Below are 20,079 nucleotides of genomic sequence, written 5' to 3' on the forward strand. Positions count from 1 at the left end.
GGCTGCTGTCTATCGTAAAATGCTTCAGCATCCAGCCTACAGGCTGCTGCTGCTTATTGCAGGCGCACCCGTATCCGCATTCGTATTCGCGGTTTATGTATATCGCAAAGCCCGGTTTGGCTATCGCCGGCTTGAGGAAGAGACGAGACAAGAGCTGCTGCAAGCAGGCAGCATGGACAAGCTGCTGGCGGAGGCGCTGGATCAGTTGCAGCGCAAGCAGCAATTTTTCGGTCAGACGCCCGGCGCACACAAAACGGAGCAGGAAGCGAGGCGAATCGCTGCCGCTAAATTTAAAGAGCAGCTTGCCGCCCGCGTATTGGAACGGCTATCGGAGGAGCCGCAAGGGAAGCTGACGTTCAGCGATACGTTTGACTCCCTGCTCAAGCGGCCCGCATTTTTCGTATTATCGTTTATTCCTGGCCTGCTGATGTACGCCATTATGGCGCTTTATGCGAACCCGTATGTGAAATATATTGCCGAGCGTCTGATTATGGCGATATTTGTTATTTTCGGTGTAGCCTTTTTAGTTTTTACGATTTTATATATTTCGCCAATGAATCCAGCAGCCAACATATTGGGAGAAACGGCTACCGCGGAGCAAATTGCGGCGTTTAACCAGCTGTATGGGCTGGATCAACCTTATCTTGTTCAGCTATGGAATACGATTAAGGGCATATTGACCTTTGATCTGGGCCGTTCCTTCGCAGGCAATGAAAGTGTAACGACAGCTATTGCCGGCAAATTTCCGGTTACGCTGACGCTCACCTTCGTATCGACGTTGATCGCCGTATTGATTGCTTTGCCAATCGGCATTATTTCGGCAACGAGGCCAGGCTCCTTTTTCGACTACACCTTTATGTTCATTGCTTTGCTAGGGCTGTCGATTCCGAATTTCTGGCAAGGATTGATTTTTATTTTGAATTTTTCAATTAAGCTATCCTGGCTGCCAGCAACTTATAATCCGCAAAATGCGCTGTCGGCGATTATGCCGATCATTGTTCTAGGTACAGGTCTGACGGCGGCTGTTGCGCGCATGACTCGATCTTCGACGCTGGAGGTTATTCATGAGGATTATATTACGACCGCCAAAGCGAAAGGGCTGGCCCGCCGGCAGGTCATTTGGAAGCATGCTGTAGGCAATGCGCTCATTCCAATTATTACGGTGATTGGGCTGCAATTTGGCGCGATGCTTGGCGGGGCGGCAGTGACGGAGAAGGTGTTCAATATTAGCGGGATTGGGAGCTATATTGTGGACAAGCAGTTTATTCCGGATATTCCGGCCATTATGGGCGGGGTTGTCTACACGGCAATTACGATATCGGTTATTAACGTCATTGTGGATCTGCTTTACGCCTTCTTTGACCCGAGAATTCGCTCCAAAATGAAACAATACTAAAGCAGGTGCTATCCGTGTCCAATGTTTTCATAAACAAGCAGCAAATTCGATTTAAATTAAAATCCAGCCTGGAGTACAGCCAGTCCAGCTTCGCTGGCATTGTCTCCCTGGCTTTGGCGCTTGTACTGCTGCTCAGTAGCTATACGCCTGCCGACGCTTCGTTCAAGCCGGGGGGACTGGCCCTAAGCGCTGCCTATTTCGGTTTTGCGCTGCTGCAGCTTGCAGTATGGGCGTTCATTCGGCGCGATTTGCTTAAAGGGGGCGGCGAGCTTCGCCGCTCGACTAGAGCGCTCGGCTATGTGCTGCTGCTCAGCCTGGCGACGGCGAATGTGTTCATTGCCACCGCAGCATTCCAGCTCATTAAACGGAAGAAGAGCGCAGCTTATACGCTTGCGGTTTATACCTTGCTAACTACGTTGCTAGTGCTCGCCGTATCTGCTCTAAATTTGTTCAAGCCTTATGTGGCGAATACATTTTTGCTTGGCATGCTGCTGCTTCTCATCTCGGCGTTGGCCCAGCTTGCGAGTCTGCTGCTCGTTGCCAAATACGCTGACAAGGCGGAATTGCCGCGCTGGATGTGGTTGGTCGCCTTGATTCTAATCGCAACGGCAGTGAGCGGCAATCTGTTCGCGCTGTTCCTCGGCTTGCTGCTTATCGCCAAGCTGCGGGATCGAAGCTTTACATCCGGCTCACGGCTTAGCGATGTGGTGGAGCGGCTGTCCAGAAGCTCAACGTCGATGCTGGGACTGCTCTTTATTTTGTTCCTGCTGACCTTGTCGGTCACCAGCTATTTGATCTTTGATTATGGAATGGCTATCGATAATAATTATGGAGCGATTTTGCAGCATCCAAATCTCGCTTATCCGCTGGGGACGGACAATTTCGGCCGGGATTTGCTTTCACGCATCGTATTCGGTGCTAGAATATCGCTGATTGTCGGCTTTTTATCGACGCTCATTCCCGTCCTAATCGGCGGTGTGCTGGGTGCGGTGTCCGGCTATTACGGCCGCCATGCAGATAACATCATCATGCGTGCACTCGATGTGCTGTACGCCATTCCAGGCATTTTGCTGGCTATTGCGATCATTGCCGCTTTTGGCGCCAGCACGACTAATTTGATATTAGCGCTCAGTATCGGCGCTATTCCGACCTATGCCCGAACGATGCGGGCGAATGTGCTGCTCGTTTCGACGCTCGAATATGTACAGGCTGCGCGGGCTTTCGGCTCAGGAGACTTCGTTATTTTGTTCAAGCATATTGTGCCGAACGCTATTGCTCCGATGATTGTGAAATCGACGCTTACGATAGGCACAGCCGTTATTTCAACGAGCAGCTTAAGTTACCTCGGTTTGGGCGTCGAGCCGCATATACCGGAATGGGGCAATATTTTGCGGCTGGGCAGTGCTTATCTGGAAACCCACGCCTATACGGCGATTTATCCGGGGCTGGCGATTATTGCGCTCGTGCTGTCGTTTAATTTTCTCGGCGACGGCCTGCGGGATACATTAGATCCGAAGCTGGATTAGGGCAGTGCTAAAGCTGCAATTGCAGCTGTATTTGCTTTTATATTTGCTGTAACCTCATTCATATTCTATCCAAAGCTACGTTACGAAACGATGTATGGGCGATGTGCGAATGTGAGTTAACTTATAGACTATAGAATAATGACAAGAGGAGAGAGAAACATGAAACACACAAGCAAGCTATTTTCACTCATTCTGCTCAGTTTGGCTATTATGCTGAGCGGCTGCACATTGACGACGAAGGATGAGGCTGCCAGCACGCCGCAAGCGACGGAAGGCGCAGAGGCGGTTGTCGACAGCAAGCCGGTTGATATTGAATTGCTCGGAATGAGCAGCAATGAGGCTGATCTGAACATTGTACGTGACCAGCTGGCGAAAAACGGCTTTAACGTAAAGCTGAACATTCAAGCCGATTACGGTACGTTTAAAGCACAACAGGATGCTGGCAACTATGATATAGCGTTGTCGAGCTGGACGACAGTAACGGGAAACCCGGACTATGCGGTTCGCTCGCTGTTTAAAACCGGCGGTGACTATAGCATTATGAGCGACAAGGACATTGATGCCCTCATTGATACGGCTTCCACACAAACACCGGATCAATACACAGAAACGTATAAACAATTGGAGCAAAAGCTCGTTTTTGACAACGCCTATATTGCTCCGCTTTACAGCTCGCTTAAATCGCAAGCGTTTAATCAGGAAGTGCTGAACAAGGACAGCGTTCGCCTATCGAAGTCTAGATCGCTCCCGTGGGAAGAGCTGGATTTTAAAGATGCATCCAAGCGCAATACGGAAGCGTTGGTGCTGCAATCGGCCATGGCGACCTTGACTTCGCTTGACCCGATTAAAGGCAATGACGGCTCCATTAACATTATCAACACGAACCAATACGTGCGCCTGCTGAACCTGACCGATGACGACAAGCTGACGGCGGAAGGCTCATTGTCGTATAATTTTGCGATTGCCGAAGGCAATTCCGATTATTATTTCATTTTGCGTGATGATATTCATTTCGCGGAAATTAAAGACAAGCTTGTTGCCGATTCTGGCGAGCGTGTAGGCGCCGACGACGTTATTTTCTCGCTGGATCGCGCCAAAAATAAAGATTCCGTTCCTGACCACCGGACGTATACCCTGCACGAGCATATTAAAAATGTCGAGCTGATCACTGACCCGGCAGCGCTTGAGTCTGTAAAGCTGTCGAGCGGCAGCGGTAATGTGAAAAATGAACTGGAAAAAGGGCTCGATGCCAAAATTTCCGAGCTCGTGTCGGATAAAGCACAAGCAAATAGCAAGGAAGGCAAGTACCAGGTTGTGAAGCTGACAACAACGGTGCCATTCCCGCAAGTGCTGAATTATTTGGCCCACCAATCTGCGGGTATCGTATCCAAGAAGCAGGTAGAAAAAATTAATACGTACGATGTAGCCAAATTCGATGTGAACAAGGATATTCCTTACGGCGACCAAAACACGGTAACCGAGGGCAGCCAGTACAACAATACGCTGTACACAAGCGGACCTTACATCTTGGCTCACAAAAACGACTATGAAGCTATCTTCTATAAAAACCCTGGCTACATGAAGGGCACGAAGCATGAGCCGAAAATTACGGCGATTAAGGTTCGCTTTATTAAAGATGCCGATAGTGCATTGTCTGCACTGCGCAGCGGCGAAATTCATCTTTATTACAGCGTGCCTGAAACGAAGTTTGACATTGTGAAGGGCGACAGCAAGCTGGCGCTCCAGACGCTTCCGAGCAACGCGGCTTCGTACCTGCTGTTTAATACGAAAAACCGTCCGGTTGCAGAAAGCGCAGATTTGAGAAAAGCGGTGCTTTATTCGATCAATCAGGATGAGTTTTTAGCCTATTACGGCGGCAATAAATTTAAAGCTATTTCTACGCTTAGCCCGCTTGTGAAAACAGGCCTTGAGCTGAAGGCTGATCCGGCAAAAGTAAAAGAGTTTTTGAACGCCTACCAAGCAGGCGCAGCAGCTAAATAATAGAAAGAGATTGCCCCCCTCCTTCGTGATGGTCGGGGCAATCTCTTTACTCATATAAGGACAAGCGTTAGCACAGATAAAGGAGACGAATAACATGGATGCAAAGACAGGAACGGTTATTAAACTATCGCAATGGGATGCGCTATTGCTGGAATCGCTTAAGTCCTATGGCTGGACGAATGAACAATTGATTCGCAAGGTGCATGAGGGCGATTTACCCGTAGATACGAGCCCCTTTCAATTTGACTACAGCCTATTGAATGCTTTAGCCAGCAGCGATGCGGAGCTGTTTGCACAGGCTGTGAACGAGGGCTATCAAATAAAATACAATACGATTCGCGGCATTCACAGCTGGATTAAAGTTGCTTTTCAGCAAGAAGCGGAGCTTCTGTTGGAGCCAGGAGGCGAATCGGTCCATGCTTGGCTGACGAACGCTGAAGCTGACCAGCTTGCCTCGGTGCTTTCTTACGGTTGGACATTGTCCAAGCTGGATGGTGCAGCTCCCCAATTAACCGAAGCAGCTGATACAGTCAATGTACCGGACGCACCGGGCGCGGCTGGCCGTGATGCCTATCGCATTTATCCGGCGGCTCAGTAACCAGCTGCTTATTCCGCAGCACTAGGACCCGGTCGAGCGGTAGCGCCGAACGCCAATTTGCCAGATGAGCAGACAGGGTGCAAGAAACAGCAGCCCTGCCAGCGGCAGAAAAGCATACATCGGGCTTGCCTCGCGGCCGAGTATGTATTGCAGCGGCAAATAGTTGGCACAGCCGAACGGGATAATGAAGGTGAAAAATTGCTGAATGCGCCGATGGTAGATGCTCAGCGGATATTGCGTCATTTCCCGCCCGCCATCGGTTAAAATATTAGCGATCTCCAGTCCCTGCACGGTCCAGAAGCTGAACGAAGCGCACAAAATAAAGATGCTGGCAAAAATAATGACGCCGCTTGCTTCCATCAGCACGAGCGCCGTTATTTTAAGCGGCGACCATGGAATGTCCAGATTCATGATCGTCCAGACGAGAACCACAATTCCGAGCAGCAGCCGTCCGACGCGAGAAAATTCAAATTTGGAGCCCAGCACCTGAATAATGGTGCCGCGCGGCCGAACGAGCAGCCGGTCGAAATCTCCGCTGACGACTAGCGAGGAGAACATATCAAATCCGCGTGCAAAGCATTCGGTAATAGAGAAAGCCATATGCGTCACAGCAAAGCACAGCAGCACCTCGTAAAAGCTCCAGCCTTTCATTTCCCCGAAACGCTCGAACATGAAATATAGCCCGGCAAATACGGTAAATGGCGTTAAGCATTGTCCAAGCACGAGAAGCAGAAAAGAAGCGCGGTACTGCATTTGCGCTTTGAACAGCAGCAGCATGTATTTAAAATAAAGCGTCATCGCCGCATCAGCCTCCTTGTACAACGACGCGTCGCAGCGCCTTGTTCATCGCGATTTTGCCAAGGAAAATAAGGGCAGCGAGCCACAGCAGCTGAAACAGCAGTCCCGTTCCGGCATCTAGCGTGGAAATGTTGCCAGTGTAGACGCGAAAGGGGAAGTCAACGGTCCAGTGGAAGGGCAGAGCGTAGACGATCCGCTGCATCCAATCCGGCATAAGCGGCACCGGAATAATCATGCCGGCGAAAAACTCGCCAAACACGCTGAACATCAGCAGGGAGCCGGCCGGAGACATCGTAATAAATACGGAAATATAAATGAGCATGGAGATGGCCACGATCAGAAACAGCCCTATGATAAGCGAGCAGACGAATAGGAAAAAGGCGGCAAAGTCAGGCGGCAGCTCAAGCCTGTAGGGCTGAGGCAGAAAGACGCTGACCAGCAATATCGGCAGGCAGCGAAGCAAAGCGCTGGACAGCCGCTGGGCGAGCAGCTTGGCATACCAGAGGCCGTAAATGCCGCTGGGCCTGCACAGCTCATAGGCAATATTGCCGCTTGTAATGAGCTGAAACAGTTCATTGTCTCGCAGCCATAAAACGATGAAGGCAAGGAACGCTTGCTTGAGCCAGCAATAGGCGACAACCTCGGAGAGGCTCATCTGTGGTGCGGCGGCACTGGTCTGGGCATAAAAGGCTTCAAACACCATAATGAAAATAAAGCCGAAAAAAAACTGCGTCCCGATGCCGGCGTATGCGGCGGCACGGTATTGCAGCCCGTTGCTGAGCCGCAACCTGAGTACGGCGTAGTAAGGTTTAATCATAGTGCGTACTCCTTGTACATTTGCACGACAATGTCTTCAATGGACAGGCTGTCGTTAGAATGGCCCCGTTCAGACGTTGAAGCGGATGCCTGTTCCAGCTGTGAAGCTTGCGGCGCCTCAACTTTTCCGCCATAGCGGCTGCGCAGCCCCTGCACGGTGCCGTCATAAAGCAGCTTGCCTTTGCCGATGAGCAGCAGGCGGCTCGCGAGTGCCTCAATATCAAACATATCATGGGTCGTCAAAATGACGGTAACGCCTTTTTCTTCATTGATCGTTTTAATGAACTGCCTGACGGCGATTTTGGATACGGCATCGAGCCCGATCGTCGGTTCATCGAGAAACAGCAGGCTGGGACTGTGCAGCAGCGAAGCAGCAATTTCACAGCGCATGCGCTGTCCAAGACTGAGCTGGCGAACGGGAGTGTGCAGCAGCGCTTGTAAATCCAGCGTTTCTACGAGCAATGCCAGAGTAGCCCGATATTCCAGTGGGGGAGTGCGATAGATGTCGCGCAGCAGCTCGAAGGAGTCCAATACCGGAACGTCCCACCATAGCTGCGAGCGCTGTCCAAACACGACGCCGATATTTTTCACATATGAAACGCGATCCTTCCAAGGGGTGTACCCCATAATCGAACACGTCCCGCTATCCGGTACGAGAATGCCGCTCATCGTCTTTATTGTCGTCGATTTCCCTGCTCCGTTCGGGCCGATATACCCGACAATTTCACCGGAGCCAATCGTGAATGAAATATCCTGCAGCGCCTCCACGACCGTATATTCCCTCCGAAAAAGCGATTTTACCGCATGCGCCAGGCCCGGCGGCCGCTTCGACACCAGGAACGACTTGCTTATTCCGTTAACCTCAATCAAGTGCTTTCCTCCTCACGTTGTTAAAATGACAGGGAGAAGATAGTAGCATTTTATGGGAAGCGCTGTCAATCGATTTTTTTTAGATAAGTCATTATCAAGATAGGGTTGTGAATGATAATGCTTATCAATTATGATGAATAATAATGAACGTTTAAGGCTTTTGCGTAAGTGAGAGACAGGGAGTGAACAAGGTGTTAAAGCTGAATGAACATACGGCATTATGGAATCGTGCTTCGATAAGACTGCTGGATATAAGGCGCGTCATGTTAGGCATAGATGAGGAGCTGCGGGCTTACCGCGTTCCATCGAGCTTTTTTTTATATGCGCTGCGCGGCAGTGCTGAGGTGGAACTGGACAGCGCCGCCGGTGGCATGAAGCGATTTCACGTTTTGCACGGCGGCAAAGGGGCATGTCTGGACATTAGGCCGTCAGCAGAGCCCTTTGAATATGTCATCGTATTTTATAAGGCGGTTATTCCGCTCCCCAGCAGGCAGGAGATTTTGGATTTGCTGCAACAGCATCGTCCCTTTCAGCTGCAATACCGCTTAGTGCCGCATTCATCCTTGGCTTTATTTTCAAAAATCGAAGAGCTGGAGCGAAGCTGGAAAAATGGCGGGGAATTAGAGCAATTCCATGCTAAAGCTCTATTGTATCAGTGCATATACGAGCAGCTTTGGCAGCTTCATAGAGACGGCGTACAGCTGGCGCGGGCCGATCTTGTCTCGCAGGCAATCCGTTATATGGAGGAGCAATATGCCAGTGCGATTGCCCTGGACGTCCTAGCGGATTTGCTGGATTGCAGCGTAGGTCATCTCGTCAAATTATTCAAGAGGGAGACAGGTGTTAGCCCGATTCAATATTTAACCCAAATCAGGCTGAAGCATGCCAAGGAGCTGCTGCTGAACTCGGAATCGACCTTGGAAGAAATAGCGATATACGTAGGATGTCCAGATAAATATTATTTTGGGCGAATGTTCAAAAAACATATCGGCCAGTCTCCTATACGATTTCGCACCCAGAGGGGGCAGATCGAAAAAGGAGCAAAAAATCCAGCGATCGGGCGCATATTCTCCATTGGCAACTATAGCTCCAAGCTTTATAGTGAGGATGATAATTATTATCAACACAGTAGAGAAGGGGAGCTACCTATGTTTAGCCATAAAAGATTGCTAGCTACGATGCTGATCAGTTTGACCCTGTTTTTGAGCGCTTGCTCGGGTGCGGCGCCGCCGCAGGGAGCTGCTTCCGGCAATGCTGGAAACGTACAAGCATCTGCAGAGCAGAAGTCGCCTGAGGCATCGCCGCAAGCTGAAGCGGCAGGCGGAACGCGGATGATTAAAACCATTAAAGGAGATATAGAAATACCGAATCAGGCACAGCGCGTCGTAGTCGATCTGTATTTAGGCAGCTTTATTGCGCTTGATGTGAAGCCCGTTGGCACGCCGCAAAAAAACCTCGAAAATCCCTACTATAAGGCCGAGCTTGCCGGCGTAGAAAATATTGGCGAATACGAAAGTATTTCACTGGAGAAAATTTTGGAGCTGCAGCCGGATTTGATCGTTACCGGCAATGAAATGGCTTATGAATCCTTCAGCAAAATTGCGCCAACCGTGCTCGTGCCTTTCGGCAATTTGAAAACGGTACACGAAGAAATTGAATTTTTCGGGCAAGTGCTAGGCAAGGAACAAGAGGCAGAGGCATGGCTTGCCAATTTTGATAAGCAAATTGCACAGGCGCGCGAGCTGGTTGCTCAGCATGTGCCAGCCGAAGCGACTTTCTCCCTCATGGAAGATTGGGGCAAAACAGTGGGCGTATTCGGGGATAATTTTGGACGTGGCGGACAGGCCGTTTATCATGCGCTTGACCGCAAACTGCCGCCAAAACATGCAGCTGAGGTCATGAAGGAGCAGTCGCTCGAAATATCGATGGAAATATTGGAAGAGTATGCAGGCGACTATATCATTTTCACTTCCGAGACGCACACACTTGAAGATTTAAAGGCAGATTCGATCTGGGGAACACTCGATGCCGTTAAAAATGATCGGGTTTACATCTGGCACGGCGATAAATCCTGGTACTTTGATCCCATCGCCACTTCAGCACAATTAGAAGAGCTTACAGCTTGGCTAGTAAAACAATAACGCGCCAACCTACAATAATCCATTGTCTCCCAACGCTGTTTTCTATATATTTTTAAAGAGACAGATGATAAGGGGGATTGAAGCAAGCTCATGATACGTCGTTTTTTTTCTTATTACCAGCCTTATAGAGGGCTGTTCATGCTGGATTTTGGCTGTGCGGTGCTGGCCGGGCTGCTAGAGCTCGCTTTTCCGCTAGTAGTCAACCGGTTTGTAGATGATCTGCTGCCAAAGGGAGAATGGATGATCATCTTGTGGGCGTCGCTGGCGCTTCTGGCCTTGTACATTGTTAATACGCTGCTGTTATTTGTCGTAAATTATTGGGGGCATATGCTCGGTATTAACATCGAGACAGATATGCGCAAAAAGCTGTTTGAGCACATTCAGAAGCTGTCATTCAAGTTTTTCGACAATACGAAGACGGGGCATTTAATGACGCGTCTGACCAACGATATGATGCAGATCGGCGAGATGGCGCATCATGGACCAGAGGATTTATTTATCGCTGTTATGACGCTGGCAGGCTCTTTCGTGCTGATGATGCTCATTAATTGGAAGCTTGCGGTGATGACTTTTATCGTCGTGCCGGTCATTATTTGGTTCGTTATTTATTTCAACCGCAAAATGACGAGCGCCATTCATCAGCTGTTTACCGATATTGGCGATTTCAATGCCCGGGTAGAGGATAATGTTGGCGGTATTCGCGTCGTTCAGGCGTTTGCTAATGAGTCGTATGAGAAAGAGCAGTTTAACACGAACAACAGCCGTTTCCGTCTGACGAAGCTGCTTAGCTATAAGCTCATATCGCAAAACGGAACGATCAGCTACATGATGATGCGCTTAGTTACCGTATTCGTCATGGTATGCGGCACTTGGTTTGTTATTCAGAACGAGCTGACGTACGGCGAATTTATCGGCTTTTTGCTGCTGACGAACGTCTTCTTCAAGCCAATTGAGAAAATTAATGCGATTATTGAAAGCTATCCGCAAGGCTTTGCCGGCTTCAAGCGTTATGTGGAGCTGCTCGATATTGAGCCGGATATTGCCGATGCGCCGAATGCGGTGGCGATGGGCGAGCTTAAGCGCGACATTCGCTTCCAAAATGTTTCCTTCGGCTATGAAGGCGAGGAGAAGGTGCTCAATAACATAAGCCTGACTGTCGGCAAAGGGGAAACGGTCGCTTTTGTCGGGCCTTCGGGTGCGGGGAAAACAACGCTGTGCAGCCTGCTGCCGCGTTTTTACGAGCTGAATGAAGGCTCCATTACGGTGGACGGCGTCGATATTCGCCAGATCAAGCTGCAATCGCTGCGCAGCCAAATCGGCATTGTGCAGCAGGATGTATTTTTGTTCTCGGGCTCGATTCGTGAAAATATTCTCTACGGCAAGCTCGGTGCCACCGAGGAAGAAATATGGGAAGCGGCTCGAAGAGCGCGCCTGGATGATTTTATTCGTACGCAGCCGGAAGGGCTGGATACGGTCATTGGCGAGCGTGGGGTCAAGCTGTCCGGTGGGCAGAAGCAGCGGATGTCGATTGCAAGAATGTTCCTGAAAAATCCGCCGATTCTGATTTTGGATGAAGCTACGTCGGCGCTTGATACAGAGACGGAGCTGATTATTCAGCAGTCGCTGGCTGAGCTGTCGGAGGGCCGGACGACGCTCGTTATTGCGCACCGATTGGCAACGATCAAAAACGCCGACCGCATCGTCGTCGTTACTCCACAAGGCATTGAGGAGCAGGGCCGTCATGAGGAGCTTGTTCACCAAGGCGGCATTTACAGCAGGCTCCATCAGGCACAGTTTGGTTAATAGCCAAAGCAGATTACTTAGATTAAGCGGACCAACTCAACAACCAGATCGAGCAGATCAAGAGAATCCAGAGCGAAAGAAAGCAGATCAAGAGAAAGCAGATCAAGAGAAAGCAGAGTAAGAGCAAGAAGCAGAGCAAGAGAAAAGCAGTTCTCTTGCTCTGCTTCTTTATTTACCTGATGGAAGAGGAGAAGTGTTCAGAATCAGTTCAGTTTTATTTTATATAATAAATAATAAATGGTTTAAAGAAGATTGTACGCTCAAAGAGGTGATAGAGCAGATGATAATCAAAATAGCGCTTGTATCCGATGCCGAAGCCCTTATCACGCTGAAGCAAGCAGCGGGCAGAGGCCTTGCCGGCCGATTCGGAGCATACAGGCTGGAGCCCTCCATTTCGTCCTTGGCGGCTATAAGGAAGCAGTTTCAAGACCATATTTACCTCAAAGCGGTTGTAGAGGGCGACGCGATCGTCGGTTCGATTCATTTGCATGTGCGAGGGGATGTTCCCTATATTGGCGGGCTCATCGTACATCCGGAATATGTGGACCAAGGGATAGGAGAGCAGCTGATGCTGGAGGCGGAAGCGCTGTTCAAGATGGGCCAGCAGCTTGATGCTCCTATATCGCATTATGAGGAGCAGGGCTATCGCAAGACCACATTCGTCTATAAACGTTTAATCCGGTTTCATTGAAAAATACCGTAAAAATATGAGTCCGTCTGGCGCATAAGATCGTGAGAAAAAACAGCTGCAAGCAGGGTCTGAGAAGACCGATGCTTGCAGCTGTTTGCTTATGTTGTCTTATTCTGCGGAGCCAATCGTTTCCCCCTGCACAGGCTTAATGCCGCCTTCCCATTTCACTGCAATCGCTGATGAGGTGAACAAATCCTTACCGTCAGACAGCTGAAAATGCAGATGGGCCTCGCTGGAGTTGCCGGAATTGCCCGTCTGTCCAAGGACATCGCCTTTGCTGACTTTGTCGCCTGGCTTTACAACTGCTGAACCTTTTTTCATATGGGCGAGATAGCTGTATTCTCCTCCATGATCGATGACAACCACATTGCCGGCAGGCGCCTTTTCATTCATAACGCCAACGGGCTCGTTATCGGCAATATCGTTAACAACCGATACGACTGTGCCGTCCGCAGGGGCAATAATATCTTGGCCAAAGGCGAAGTAGCTTTCATTTTTCAAAGGATCGCCTTCATAGGAAAAACCGTCCTTCGCCTGCACAAAATCATAGGCGTAACGCTGGCTCTCATATTCATAGTGATAATTGATTAACGCATTGTTTCCGCCCCAAATGACAAGCCATTCCCCGCGAAATGGCAGGCTGTAGCTATTTTTGGTCAGGATGCTGTCTGTTTCCGTTGCAGGGGAGAGCTCCTTCACTTGAAGCCCAATAATCGTGCCTTCCGCATCAAAAATGCCGACAATTCCCTTAGTTCCGGAATCGCTCACCCATGTGCGCTGTTCAACGCCGCTTTTGTTCAAAATGGAGGACTTTTCGAGCGACTTCACGCCGCTCATAAACGACTCCGCCATTTTTAGAAAATCAGCCTCGCTAACCTGCTCCTTAAACGGAGCGCTAAAGCGCTCATAAATCCCTTTATAATTGCCTGCAAGCAGCGCCTCTGGCAATTGCTCCGGCGTTATCAGCGCTTCACTTGGGTTCGTTGTCGACTCTGCCGCAGTTGGCGAGCTTGAAGCTTCACTGGTTGCTCCGCTATTGTTCGTCGCTGCGGTATCTCCACCCCCACAGGCGGTTAAAATTACGGCTAGCGTTCCGACAGCAGCAGCTATTTTAACCGAGGTGCTGGCTTGTTTGATCATTATAAATGATGGTTTCTTCATTCCGATCTCTCCTCTATATTCCTATAGTCTATAACCCTATACTAGCAAGCCACACTTAGCTGTACTGAAACAGCAGCTTAACGTTGTCTTAACTTTCAGGACTAAGCTGGTATGACGAATTAAGCTTCCGTTAAGACGGCATAGCGTATTTAATCAAAGCTATCATGCTATGATGGAGAAATAGTGCAATACAGCATTGAATTTGAAAGGAGGCGGCGTAGTGGAAAATGCAGCGATTTTGCTTGTGGACGATGAACAGGCGCTGCTGGAGCTGTTGCAGACGGTGCTGCACAAGGAAGGTTATACGAATATTGACAGCGTCGGCACAGGAGAAGCGGCGATTGCTGCCTGTACGGCGAAAAAATATGATTTAATCGTCTTGGATGTGATGCTGCCGGGGCGCAGCGGAATCGAGGTATGTCCGTTTATCCGGCAAACGACAGATGCTCCGATTTTATTTTTGAGCGCGCGCACTTCCGATTTCGACAAGCTGACCGGCTTTGCCATCGGAGGTGACGATTATATTGCGAAGCCCTTTAATCCGCTTGAGGTAGTTGCGCGTATCAGGGCGCAGCTGCGGCGGTATTTTGGCGCGTCTACTCCAGTCAATGGCGGCAGTGCGGCGGAGATGGAGCGGGGACCTGCCAGCCCTATTTTTGATTATGGACGATTTAAGGTGGATGAAGCAGCGGGCGAGCTGACGGTGGAAGGGCAAGCGGTAGCCTGTCCGGCACTCGTGTTTCAGCTGCTATTGTTTCTATGTAAAAACCCGAACCGGATTTTCAGCAAAAGCGAGCTGTACGAGAAGGTTTGGGGCGACGACGCCTTCAGCGACGATAATACCGTGATGGTTCATATTCACCGGATTCGGGAACGAATTGAGGCTGATCCTTCTAATCCGAAGTTTATCGTCAATGTGAGAGGGCTTGGCTACAAGCTCGTTCAAGGGCCGCTGCGGGAGAATGGCACGCGATGAATATGCGGCGGCAATTGACGTTGAGATTTGTCCTTCAGCTGGGGATAGCGGGCACAATCGTATTGCTTATGTCTGCTGTAACGGTAGTCTGGATGCTGCAAAAGTTTAACGAAATTAGCATTACGCGTGATTTTGCCAGCGTTGGGCTGGAGAGACTAGTTGAATCGTCGGAGCTTGGACCAGAGGGGATTCGCTTTGATCCCAGCCTGCTGAAGCAGGTGAAGGAAAATGGCGGCTGGCTGCAAAGTCTGGATGAGCTCGGACAGGTGGAAAGCTCCTATAATACGCCTGCGGATGTTCCCAAGCAATATGGACCGGGCGAGCTGGTCGCTTATTGGACAGGGAAGCAGCCGTTTGCTTACCATTTGGCCGTATGGATTCAACAGAAGAACGGTAGGCTGTACACGCTCGTTTATGGCGCGCCTAATTATATGAAGCCGATACTAACGCAGGTGAACGAAGGCGGATTTACCGCTCAAGGCGGTCAGCTTTTAATTCCTGATGCGATGGGAACCGAGCTGAAGAAAGGCCAAGTGTTCGTGCAACTGCTGGATCAGACAGGTACGGAGCTTGCTTCCTATAATAAGCCGGACGCCATTCCGGTGCAATATACCGTTCAGGAGCTGGTGCTTCGGACGCTCTACTCCGACAGATACGGCTATCTCATTCAATCTTCCTACAATGAACAGACGAAGCAGACCTGGATTGTTGGGCAAAAAAATACGGGAACAGGGGCCGCGGGCAAGAAACCGCTCATTCCGGCCGAAGCGCAAATTGTCATCATTGGCGTCGTTGCGATGTTCGCCGCGATGCTGATCCTGTTCTTGCTGCTTTCGCTATGGCAAGCGCGGCGGTTTGGCGCTCCTTTGCTGCATATGCTGGTATGGCTGGATGCCATCGGCAATGCCGTTTACCAAGAGCCGCTGGATCGCAAGGGTTTGCCGCGCAGCCGGATGCCTTCTGGCAAATGGCGGCGGCGATACCGTGTTTTCGCCGATGTCATATTATCCATTGATAAGCTGTCTGCTGCTTTGCAGCGCGAGCAGGAAATGCGGAAGCAGACGGAAAGCTTGCGGGAGGAATGGATTGCGGGCGTGACCCATGATTTGAAGACGCCATTGTCCTCCATTACGGGCTATGCTCATCTGCTCGTGGAGCCCAAATATGATTGGTCACAGGCGGATGTGCGCAAATTTTCAGCAACGATGCTGGAAAAATCGGCTCATATGGACATGCTGATCAGCGACCTGGCGATGACCTATCGGTTGAAGACGGGGATTTTGCCGCCCGAGATCGAGGAAGTGGAATTGAATGGCTGGCTGCGGGACACGCTGCAGCTGGCGGCAGATGATCCCCTGTTTGGCAAAGGTCGAATCCGGTTCCAAGCGTCTGCTCAGAAAGCCGTATGGGTTCAGCTCTATACCCCGTGGCTGGAGCGTGTCGTTAACAATATTGCTGCAAATGCGCTTCTGCATAATGCGCCGGATACTGTATTAACCGTCTCGTTGATCGCTTCGGAGGAGAAGAAGCGTGAAGGCATGACGATTGAATTTGCCGACAATGGTGGCGGAATGGACGAGAGCACGCTGAATCGGCTGTTTGAACGGTATTATCGCGGCACGGATACCGCCTCCACACCGAATGGCTCGGGCCTTGGGATGGCGATTGCCAAGGGGCTGACAGAAGCGATGGGCGGCAAAATCACGGTCGTGACTACTCTGGGGCAAGGCACGATCATTCGGCTCATTTGGAGAAATACGATAGTAAGGACAGATGCGGCTGGAGCCTCCGAGTAGAGGAGCTTTAGAGGAGAAAATGCCCTTTTTGCTTCCTTCCGGTTTGGGGGAAGGTTGGAATGGTGCAAGGCTGGATGCATAAAGCTTCCAGCCTTTCTTTTTTAGTCGAGTGATGCTTTTGTTATATTTTATAGTTTTTTTGCGTAATGAAGAATGTCATGAAATCAACGAAATAAGCTTTTGATTTGCCGAGGAAGAAAAAAAGAATGGCACAAAACCTGACTTGTTTTTTATTTTCGCGCTTAAAACGGAGTTTTGACACAAAATCTCGGATTTATATATCAACTGATGTCATATGTCACTTCTTATAACTTTTAAAGAAAACTAATGTGACAATGGACGAATTGAATATTTTTTTGCATTTTTATCAAGAAAATTCTTTTAATATGCAGATGAAAAAGGTAAAATGAAAAAAACTCATTGTCGGTGCAGTTCGATAGTGCGCGGTCGCGGTAAAGCGGCAGTTTTCAAGCAGACCAATTTAGAGTGAAGGAATGATTTCGAAAATGACAGTCGTTGTTGCAGAAGAAACATTAAACCCTTATAAAATTGCCCAGCAGCAAATCGATACGGCGGTTGCCCATCTGAAGCTGCCTGAGCATGTGACTCAAATTTTGAAGCATCCGATGCGCGTGTTGTCCGTTAACTTCCCGGTTCGTATGGATGATGGTACTGTACAGGTTTTTGAAGGCTACCGCTCCCAGCACAATGATGCGATTGGGCCGACTAAAGGCGGCATTCGTTTCCACCCGGACGTTACGCTTGATGAAGTTAAAGCATTGTCGATGTGGATGAGCTTCAAATGTGGCGTTGTTGGCTTGCCTTACGGCGGCGGCAAAGGCGGCGTTATCTGTGATCCTCGCAAAATGAGCAAAGGCGAGCTGGAACGCGTAAGCCGCGCATTTATGGAAGCTATTGCCGACTTTGTTGGACCGGATAAAGATATTCCTGCACCAGACGTGTATACGACGCCGCAAATTATGGGCTGGATGATGGACACGTACAGCAAGATGAAAGGCAGATATTCCCCAGGTGTCATTACGGGCAAACCGCTTATTATCGGCGGCTCGAAAGGTCGTAATGAAGCGACAGCTCAAGGCTGTGTTTATACGATTTTGGCGGCGCTCCAAGATAAGCATCTTCCGGTACAAAATGCGACTGCAGCTATTCAAGGCTTCGGCAACGCAGGAAGAATCGCAGCTCGTCTGCTTAGCGAAGCAGGCTGCAAAATCGTGGCGATCAGCGATTCGCGCGGTGGCATTTACGATCCAAACGGATTGGACATCGATCAAATTTCCGATCTTAAGGACAATGCATCCATTTTGGACTACGGCGAATCCTTCGTCATTTCCAACGAAGCTTTGCTTGAGCTGGATGTTGACATCTTGGTACCAGCTGCGCTGGAAAATGTAATTACAGCTGCAAATGCAGACCGCATTCAAGCGAAAATCATCGCTGAAGCAGCCAATGGCCCAACGACGCCAGAAGCAGACCGCGTTCTGTTCCAGAAGGGCATCGTCGTTATTCCTGACGTCCTTGCAAATGCAGGCGGCGTTACGGTATCCTATTTTGAATGGGTACAAAACCTGATGAACTACTACTGGAGCGAGGCTGAAGTGCTTGAGAAGCTGGAAACAAACATGATCCAGTCTTACGTGGCTGTTCGTGATTTGGCGAAAGAGCACAGCACTGATCTTCGTACAGCGGCTTATATGATTTCCATCAAGCGTATTGCTGCAGCGATGGAAGCAAGAGGCTGGGTGTAGAACGACCTTTAATTACGGATCGGCTTGCAATCATTTTTACAATCAATAAAAGGTGGCGATACACATGGCTGAACAAATTCGCATTGGCATTGTAGGTTACGGCAACTTGGGCCGCGGCGTGGAGCTTGCCATCAAACAAAGTCCGGATCTGCGTCTGGATGCTATCTTTACCCGCAGAAATCCAGATTCCATTCCGTCTGAGACGAAAGCATATTCCATTGAAGACGCAGAAAAATTCACTGGCGACATTGACGTTATGATTTTGTGCGGCGGCTCGGCAACAGACCTGCCGGAGCAGGGTCCTGCTTTTGCCCGTCTGTTCCACACCGTCGACAGCTTTGATACGCATGCCCGCATTCCTGAATATTTTGAGCAGGTAGATGCAGCTGCGAAAGCAAGCGGCAAAATCAGCGTCATTTCCACAGGCTGGGATCCAGGCTTGTTCTCCCTTAGCCGTCTGCTGGCGGAAGCGATTTTGCCGGAGGGCAAGGAGTACACGTTCTGGGGCAAAGGGGTAAGCCAAGGCCACTCCGATGCGATTCGCCGTGTCAATGGCGTCAAGAATGGCGTGCAATATACGATTCCTGTTGAAGAAGCGGTCAATCGTGTGCGGAGCGGGGAAAATCCTGTGCTCACAACGCGTGAGAAGCATCTTAGAGAATGTTATATCGTAGCAGAAGAAGGCGCAAATCAAGAAGCGATTGCCGATGAAATCCGCAATATGCCGAACTATTTTGCCGACTATGATACGGTTGTGCATTTTGTAGACGAAGCGACGCTGAAAGCAGAGCATTCCGCAATGCCCCATGGCGGCACGGTACTGCGCAGCGGCAAAACCGGAACGAACAGCACGCAAATTATTGAATTTGGTCTTACGCTTGACAGCAACCCTGAGTTCACAGCAAGCGTGCTTGTCGCTTATGCGAGAGCAGCCTACAAGCTTGCTCAAGAAGGTGGAGCTGGCGCGAAAACCGTCTTTGATATTCCGTTCGGCCTTCTGTCGCCGAAATCCGCAGCACAGCTGCGTAAGGAATTGCTGTAATTCGTTCCACAACAAGCTAGCTTGCATTTTTTTGCTAGTTGCTATTAAAGAAAAAAAGCCGTCCTTCAGCAGTTCATTCTGCTAAGGGACGGCTTCTTTTTTTTGCTGTATTGGCATGGAACAGCTAAATCGGCACTATTTGAGCAGGCATTACTTCGAATTGCATATAACGCATCCGTGACAAGTAAGATAGATGCCATGCTTCCCGCATTGCGGATACCCTGGTGGAATCGTCGGCCAATCGTCTCCTTCTTCAACGAGAGACCAATCCTCATAATGAGTGGCATCGACATCCTCGGGTCGAAAGGCGGAAACCATCCGGCCAAACCGCTCTAGCGTGCTTTTGATATAGTCCAGGTTCGGCTCGTAGCTCAGTTTGCTCCAGCCTAAACGCGCCAGCGCTCCGTCTACAACCCGAAGCAGAAACTGCTGATTGGATGAAAAATCATCCGGGTCCCACGGCAGCTCATCGAGGCTAAAGCCGACGGTTCCAATGCCGACTATGTTTTGATCGCGCTGAGCCAACCAAATGACAAACTCTTTCTCGCGGTTCGTTTGTGCAAGCGCCGATCCACTAAGCGCAATAACATCCACAAATACAGAGGTGAAAATATTGGACATGTGAATTTCTTCATCGTGCTCGCTTGATGAGGTTTTGAACGATATATTATTTCCCAATCGTGTCTGCTCCTTTATCC

General features: G+C 49.8%; 16 protein-coding genes. 11 read left to right on the plus strand and 5 right to left on the minus strand.

From position 1 onward, the window contains the following. Positions 1–19: 19 nt before the first annotated feature. The 4 genes from AC50Y5_RS28275 to AC50Y5_RS28290 all read left to right on the plus strand — a co-directional run bounded on the left by AC50Y5_RS28275 (position 20) and on the right by AC50Y5_RS28290 (position 5,521). The gene (locus AC50Y5_RS28275; RefSeq protein WP_494864875.1) at positions 20–1,396 is read left to right on the plus strand and encodes an ABC transporter permease; all 1,377 of its coding nucleotides are present in this window, start codon (positions 20–22) and stop codon (positions 1,394–1,396) included. A gap of 14 nt (positions 1,397–1,410) precedes the next feature. Further along, entirely contained in the window at positions 1,411–2,922 is a 1,512-nt protein-coding gene (locus AC50Y5_RS28280) for an ABC transporter permease (RefSeq protein ID WP_494864678.1), read from the plus strand. Between the two features lie 159 nt (positions 2,923–3,081). Then, positions 3,082–4,923, plus strand: coding sequence for an ABC transporter substrate-binding protein (locus tag AC50Y5_RS28285; protein ID WP_494864680.1), 1,842 nt, complete (start codon positions 3,082–3,084; stop codon positions 4,921–4,923). Between the two features lie 94 nt (positions 4,924–5,017). Then, on the plus strand, positions 5,018–5,521 hold the full coding sequence (locus AC50Y5_RS28290) for a hypothetical protein (RefSeq protein ID WP_063892470.1): 504 nt from the start codon (positions 5,018–5,020) through the stop codon (positions 5,519–5,521). A 21-nt stretch (positions 5,522–5,542) separates the two neighbouring features. Here the strand turns inward: AC50Y5_RS28290 and AC50Y5_RS28295 are convergent, their stop codons facing one another. The 3 genes from AC50Y5_RS28295 to AC50Y5_RS28305 are packed head-to-tail and all read right to left on the minus strand — an operon-like array spanning position 5,543 to position 8,005. Beyond that, entirely contained in the window at positions 5,543–6,319 is a 777-nt protein-coding gene (locus AC50Y5_RS28295) for an ABC transporter permease (RefSeq protein ID WP_056031221.1), read from the minus strand. 7 nt (positions 6,320–6,326) lie between these two features. Further along, positions 6,327–7,136, minus strand: coding sequence for an ABC transporter permease (locus AC50Y5_RS28300; RefSeq protein WP_235533059.1), 810 nt, complete (start codon positions 7,134–7,136; stop codon positions 6,327–6,329). After that, positions 7,133–8,005 (minus strand): ABC transporter ATP-binding protein, encoded by an 873-nt coding sequence (locus AC50Y5_RS28305; protein ID WP_056031218.1) that lies wholly within the window; start codon positions 8,003–8,005, stop codon positions 7,133–7,135. The genes AC50Y5_RS28300 and AC50Y5_RS28305 overlap by 4 nt, the downstream gene beginning before the upstream one ends. Before the next feature lie 191 nt (positions 8,006–8,196). On the opposite strand from AC50Y5_RS28305, the gene AC50Y5_RS28310 reads away from it, so the two are divergent. From AC50Y5_RS28310 to AC50Y5_RS28320, 3 genes are all read left to right on the plus strand, one after another. After that, positions 8,197–10,146 carry an AraC family transcriptional regulator gene (locus AC50Y5_RS28310; protein ID WP_494864684.1) on the plus strand — a complete coding sequence of 650 codons (1,950 nt, stop codon included), beginning with the start codon at positions 8,197–8,199 and terminating at the stop codon, positions 10,144–10,146. 90 nt (positions 10,147–10,236) lie between these two features. Continuing rightward, positions 10,237–11,949, plus strand: a complete 1,713-nt coding sequence (locus AC50Y5_RS28315; protein WP_494864686.1) for an ABC transporter ATP-binding protein — start codon at positions 10,237–10,239, stop codon at positions 11,947–11,949. 280 nt (positions 11,950–12,229) lie between these two features. Beyond that, the gene (locus tag AC50Y5_RS28320) at positions 12,230–12,640 is read left to right on the plus strand and encodes a GNAT family N-acetyltransferase (protein WP_494864688.1); all 411 of its coding nucleotides are present in this window, start codon (positions 12,230–12,232) and stop codon (positions 12,638–12,640) included. 108 nt (positions 12,641–12,748) lie between these two features. Here the strand turns inward: AC50Y5_RS28320 and AC50Y5_RS28325 are convergent, their stop codons facing one another. After that, positions 12,749–13,801, minus strand: a complete 1,053-nt coding sequence (locus tag AC50Y5_RS28325; RefSeq protein ID WP_494864690.1) for a peptidoglycan DD-metalloendopeptidase family protein — start codon at positions 13,799–13,801, stop codon at positions 12,749–12,751. A gap of 220 nt (positions 13,802–14,021) precedes the next feature. Here AC50Y5_RS28325 and AC50Y5_RS28330 point away from each other — a divergent pair, with 220 nt between their 5' ends. The 4 genes from AC50Y5_RS28330 to AC50Y5_RS28345 all read left to right on the plus strand — a co-directional run bounded on the left by AC50Y5_RS28330 (position 14,022) and on the right by AC50Y5_RS28345 (position 19,381). Further along, positions 14,022–14,777 carry a response regulator transcription factor gene (locus AC50Y5_RS28330; protein WP_056031203.1) on the plus strand — a complete coding sequence of 252 codons (756 nt, stop codon included), beginning with the start codon at positions 14,022–14,024 and terminating at the stop codon, positions 14,775–14,777. After that, complete coding sequence (locus tag AC50Y5_RS28335; RefSeq protein ID WP_494864692.1) at positions 14,774–16,573, plus strand: sensor histidine kinase; 1,800 nt, start codon at positions 14,774–14,776, stop codon at positions 16,571–16,573. Before AC50Y5_RS28330 ends, AC50Y5_RS28335 begins: the two co-directional genes overlap by 4 nt. 506 nt (positions 16,574–17,079) lie before the next feature. Beyond that, entirely contained in the window at positions 17,080–18,339 is a 1,260-nt protein-coding gene (locus AC50Y5_RS28340) for a Glu/Leu/Phe/Val family dehydrogenase (protein WP_056032926.1), read from the plus strand. Between the two features lie 64 nt (positions 18,340–18,403). Next, complete coding sequence (locus tag AC50Y5_RS28345) at positions 18,404–19,381, plus strand: diaminopimelate dehydrogenase (protein ID WP_056031197.1); 978 nt, start codon at positions 18,404–18,406, stop codon at positions 19,379–19,381. A 150-nt stretch (positions 19,382–19,531) separates the two neighbouring features. Here AC50Y5_RS28345 and AC50Y5_RS28350 read toward each other — a convergent pair whose 3' ends face one another. Continuing rightward, positions 19,532–20,059, minus strand: coding sequence for a hypothetical protein (locus tag AC50Y5_RS28350; RefSeq protein ID WP_494864695.1), 528 nt, complete (start codon positions 20,057–20,059; stop codon positions 19,532–19,534). Positions 20,060–20,079 lie beyond the last annotated feature (20 nt).

The organism is Paenibacillus sp. JT22N7, assembly GCF_059383875.1.

Excerpts from the sequence above, each read along its gene's own strand:
- AC50Y5_RS28275 (WP_494864875.1), top strand. The coding sequence starts at position 20 with ATGCTTCAGCATCCAGCCTACAGGCTGCTGCTGCTTATTGCAGGCGCA.
- AC50Y5_RS28285 (WP_494864680.1), top strand. The coding sequence starts at position 3,082 with ATGAAACACACAAGCAAGCTATTTTCACTCATTCTGCTCAGTTTGGCT.
- AC50Y5_RS28290 (WP_063892470.1), top strand. The coding sequence starts at position 5,018 with ATGGATGCAAAGACAGGAACGGTTATTAAACTATCGCAATGGGATGCG.
- AC50Y5_RS28295 (WP_056031221.1), bottom strand. The coding sequence starts at position 6,319 with ATGACGCTTTATTTTAAATACATGCTGCTGCTGTTCAAAGCGCAAATG.
- AC50Y5_RS28300 (WP_235533059.1), bottom strand. The coding sequence starts at position 7,136 with ATGATTAAACCTTACTACGCCGTACTCAGGTTGCGGCTCAGCAACGGG.
- AC50Y5_RS28315 (WP_494864686.1), top strand. The coding sequence starts at position 10,237 with ATGATACGTCGTTTTTTTTCTTATTACCAGCCTTATAGAGGGCTGTTC.
- AC50Y5_RS28320 (WP_494864688.1), top strand. The coding sequence starts at position 12,230 with ATGATAATCAAAATAGCGCTTGTATCCGATGCCGAAGCCCTTATCACG.
- AC50Y5_RS28325 (WP_494864690.1), bottom strand. The coding sequence starts at position 13,801 with ATGAAGAAACCATCATTTATAATGATCAAACAAGCCAGCACCTCGGTT.
- AC50Y5_RS28335 (WP_494864692.1), top strand. The coding sequence starts at position 14,774 with ATGAATATGCGGCGGCAATTGACGTTGAGATTTGTCCTTCAGCTGGGG.
- AC50Y5_RS28340 (WP_056032926.1), top strand. The coding sequence starts at position 17,080 with ATGACAGTCGTTGTTGCAGAAGAAACATTAAACCCTTATAAAATTGCC.
- AC50Y5_RS28345 (WP_056031197.1), top strand. The coding sequence starts at position 18,404 with ATGGCTGAACAAATTCGCATTGGCATTGTAGGTTACGGCAACTTGGGC.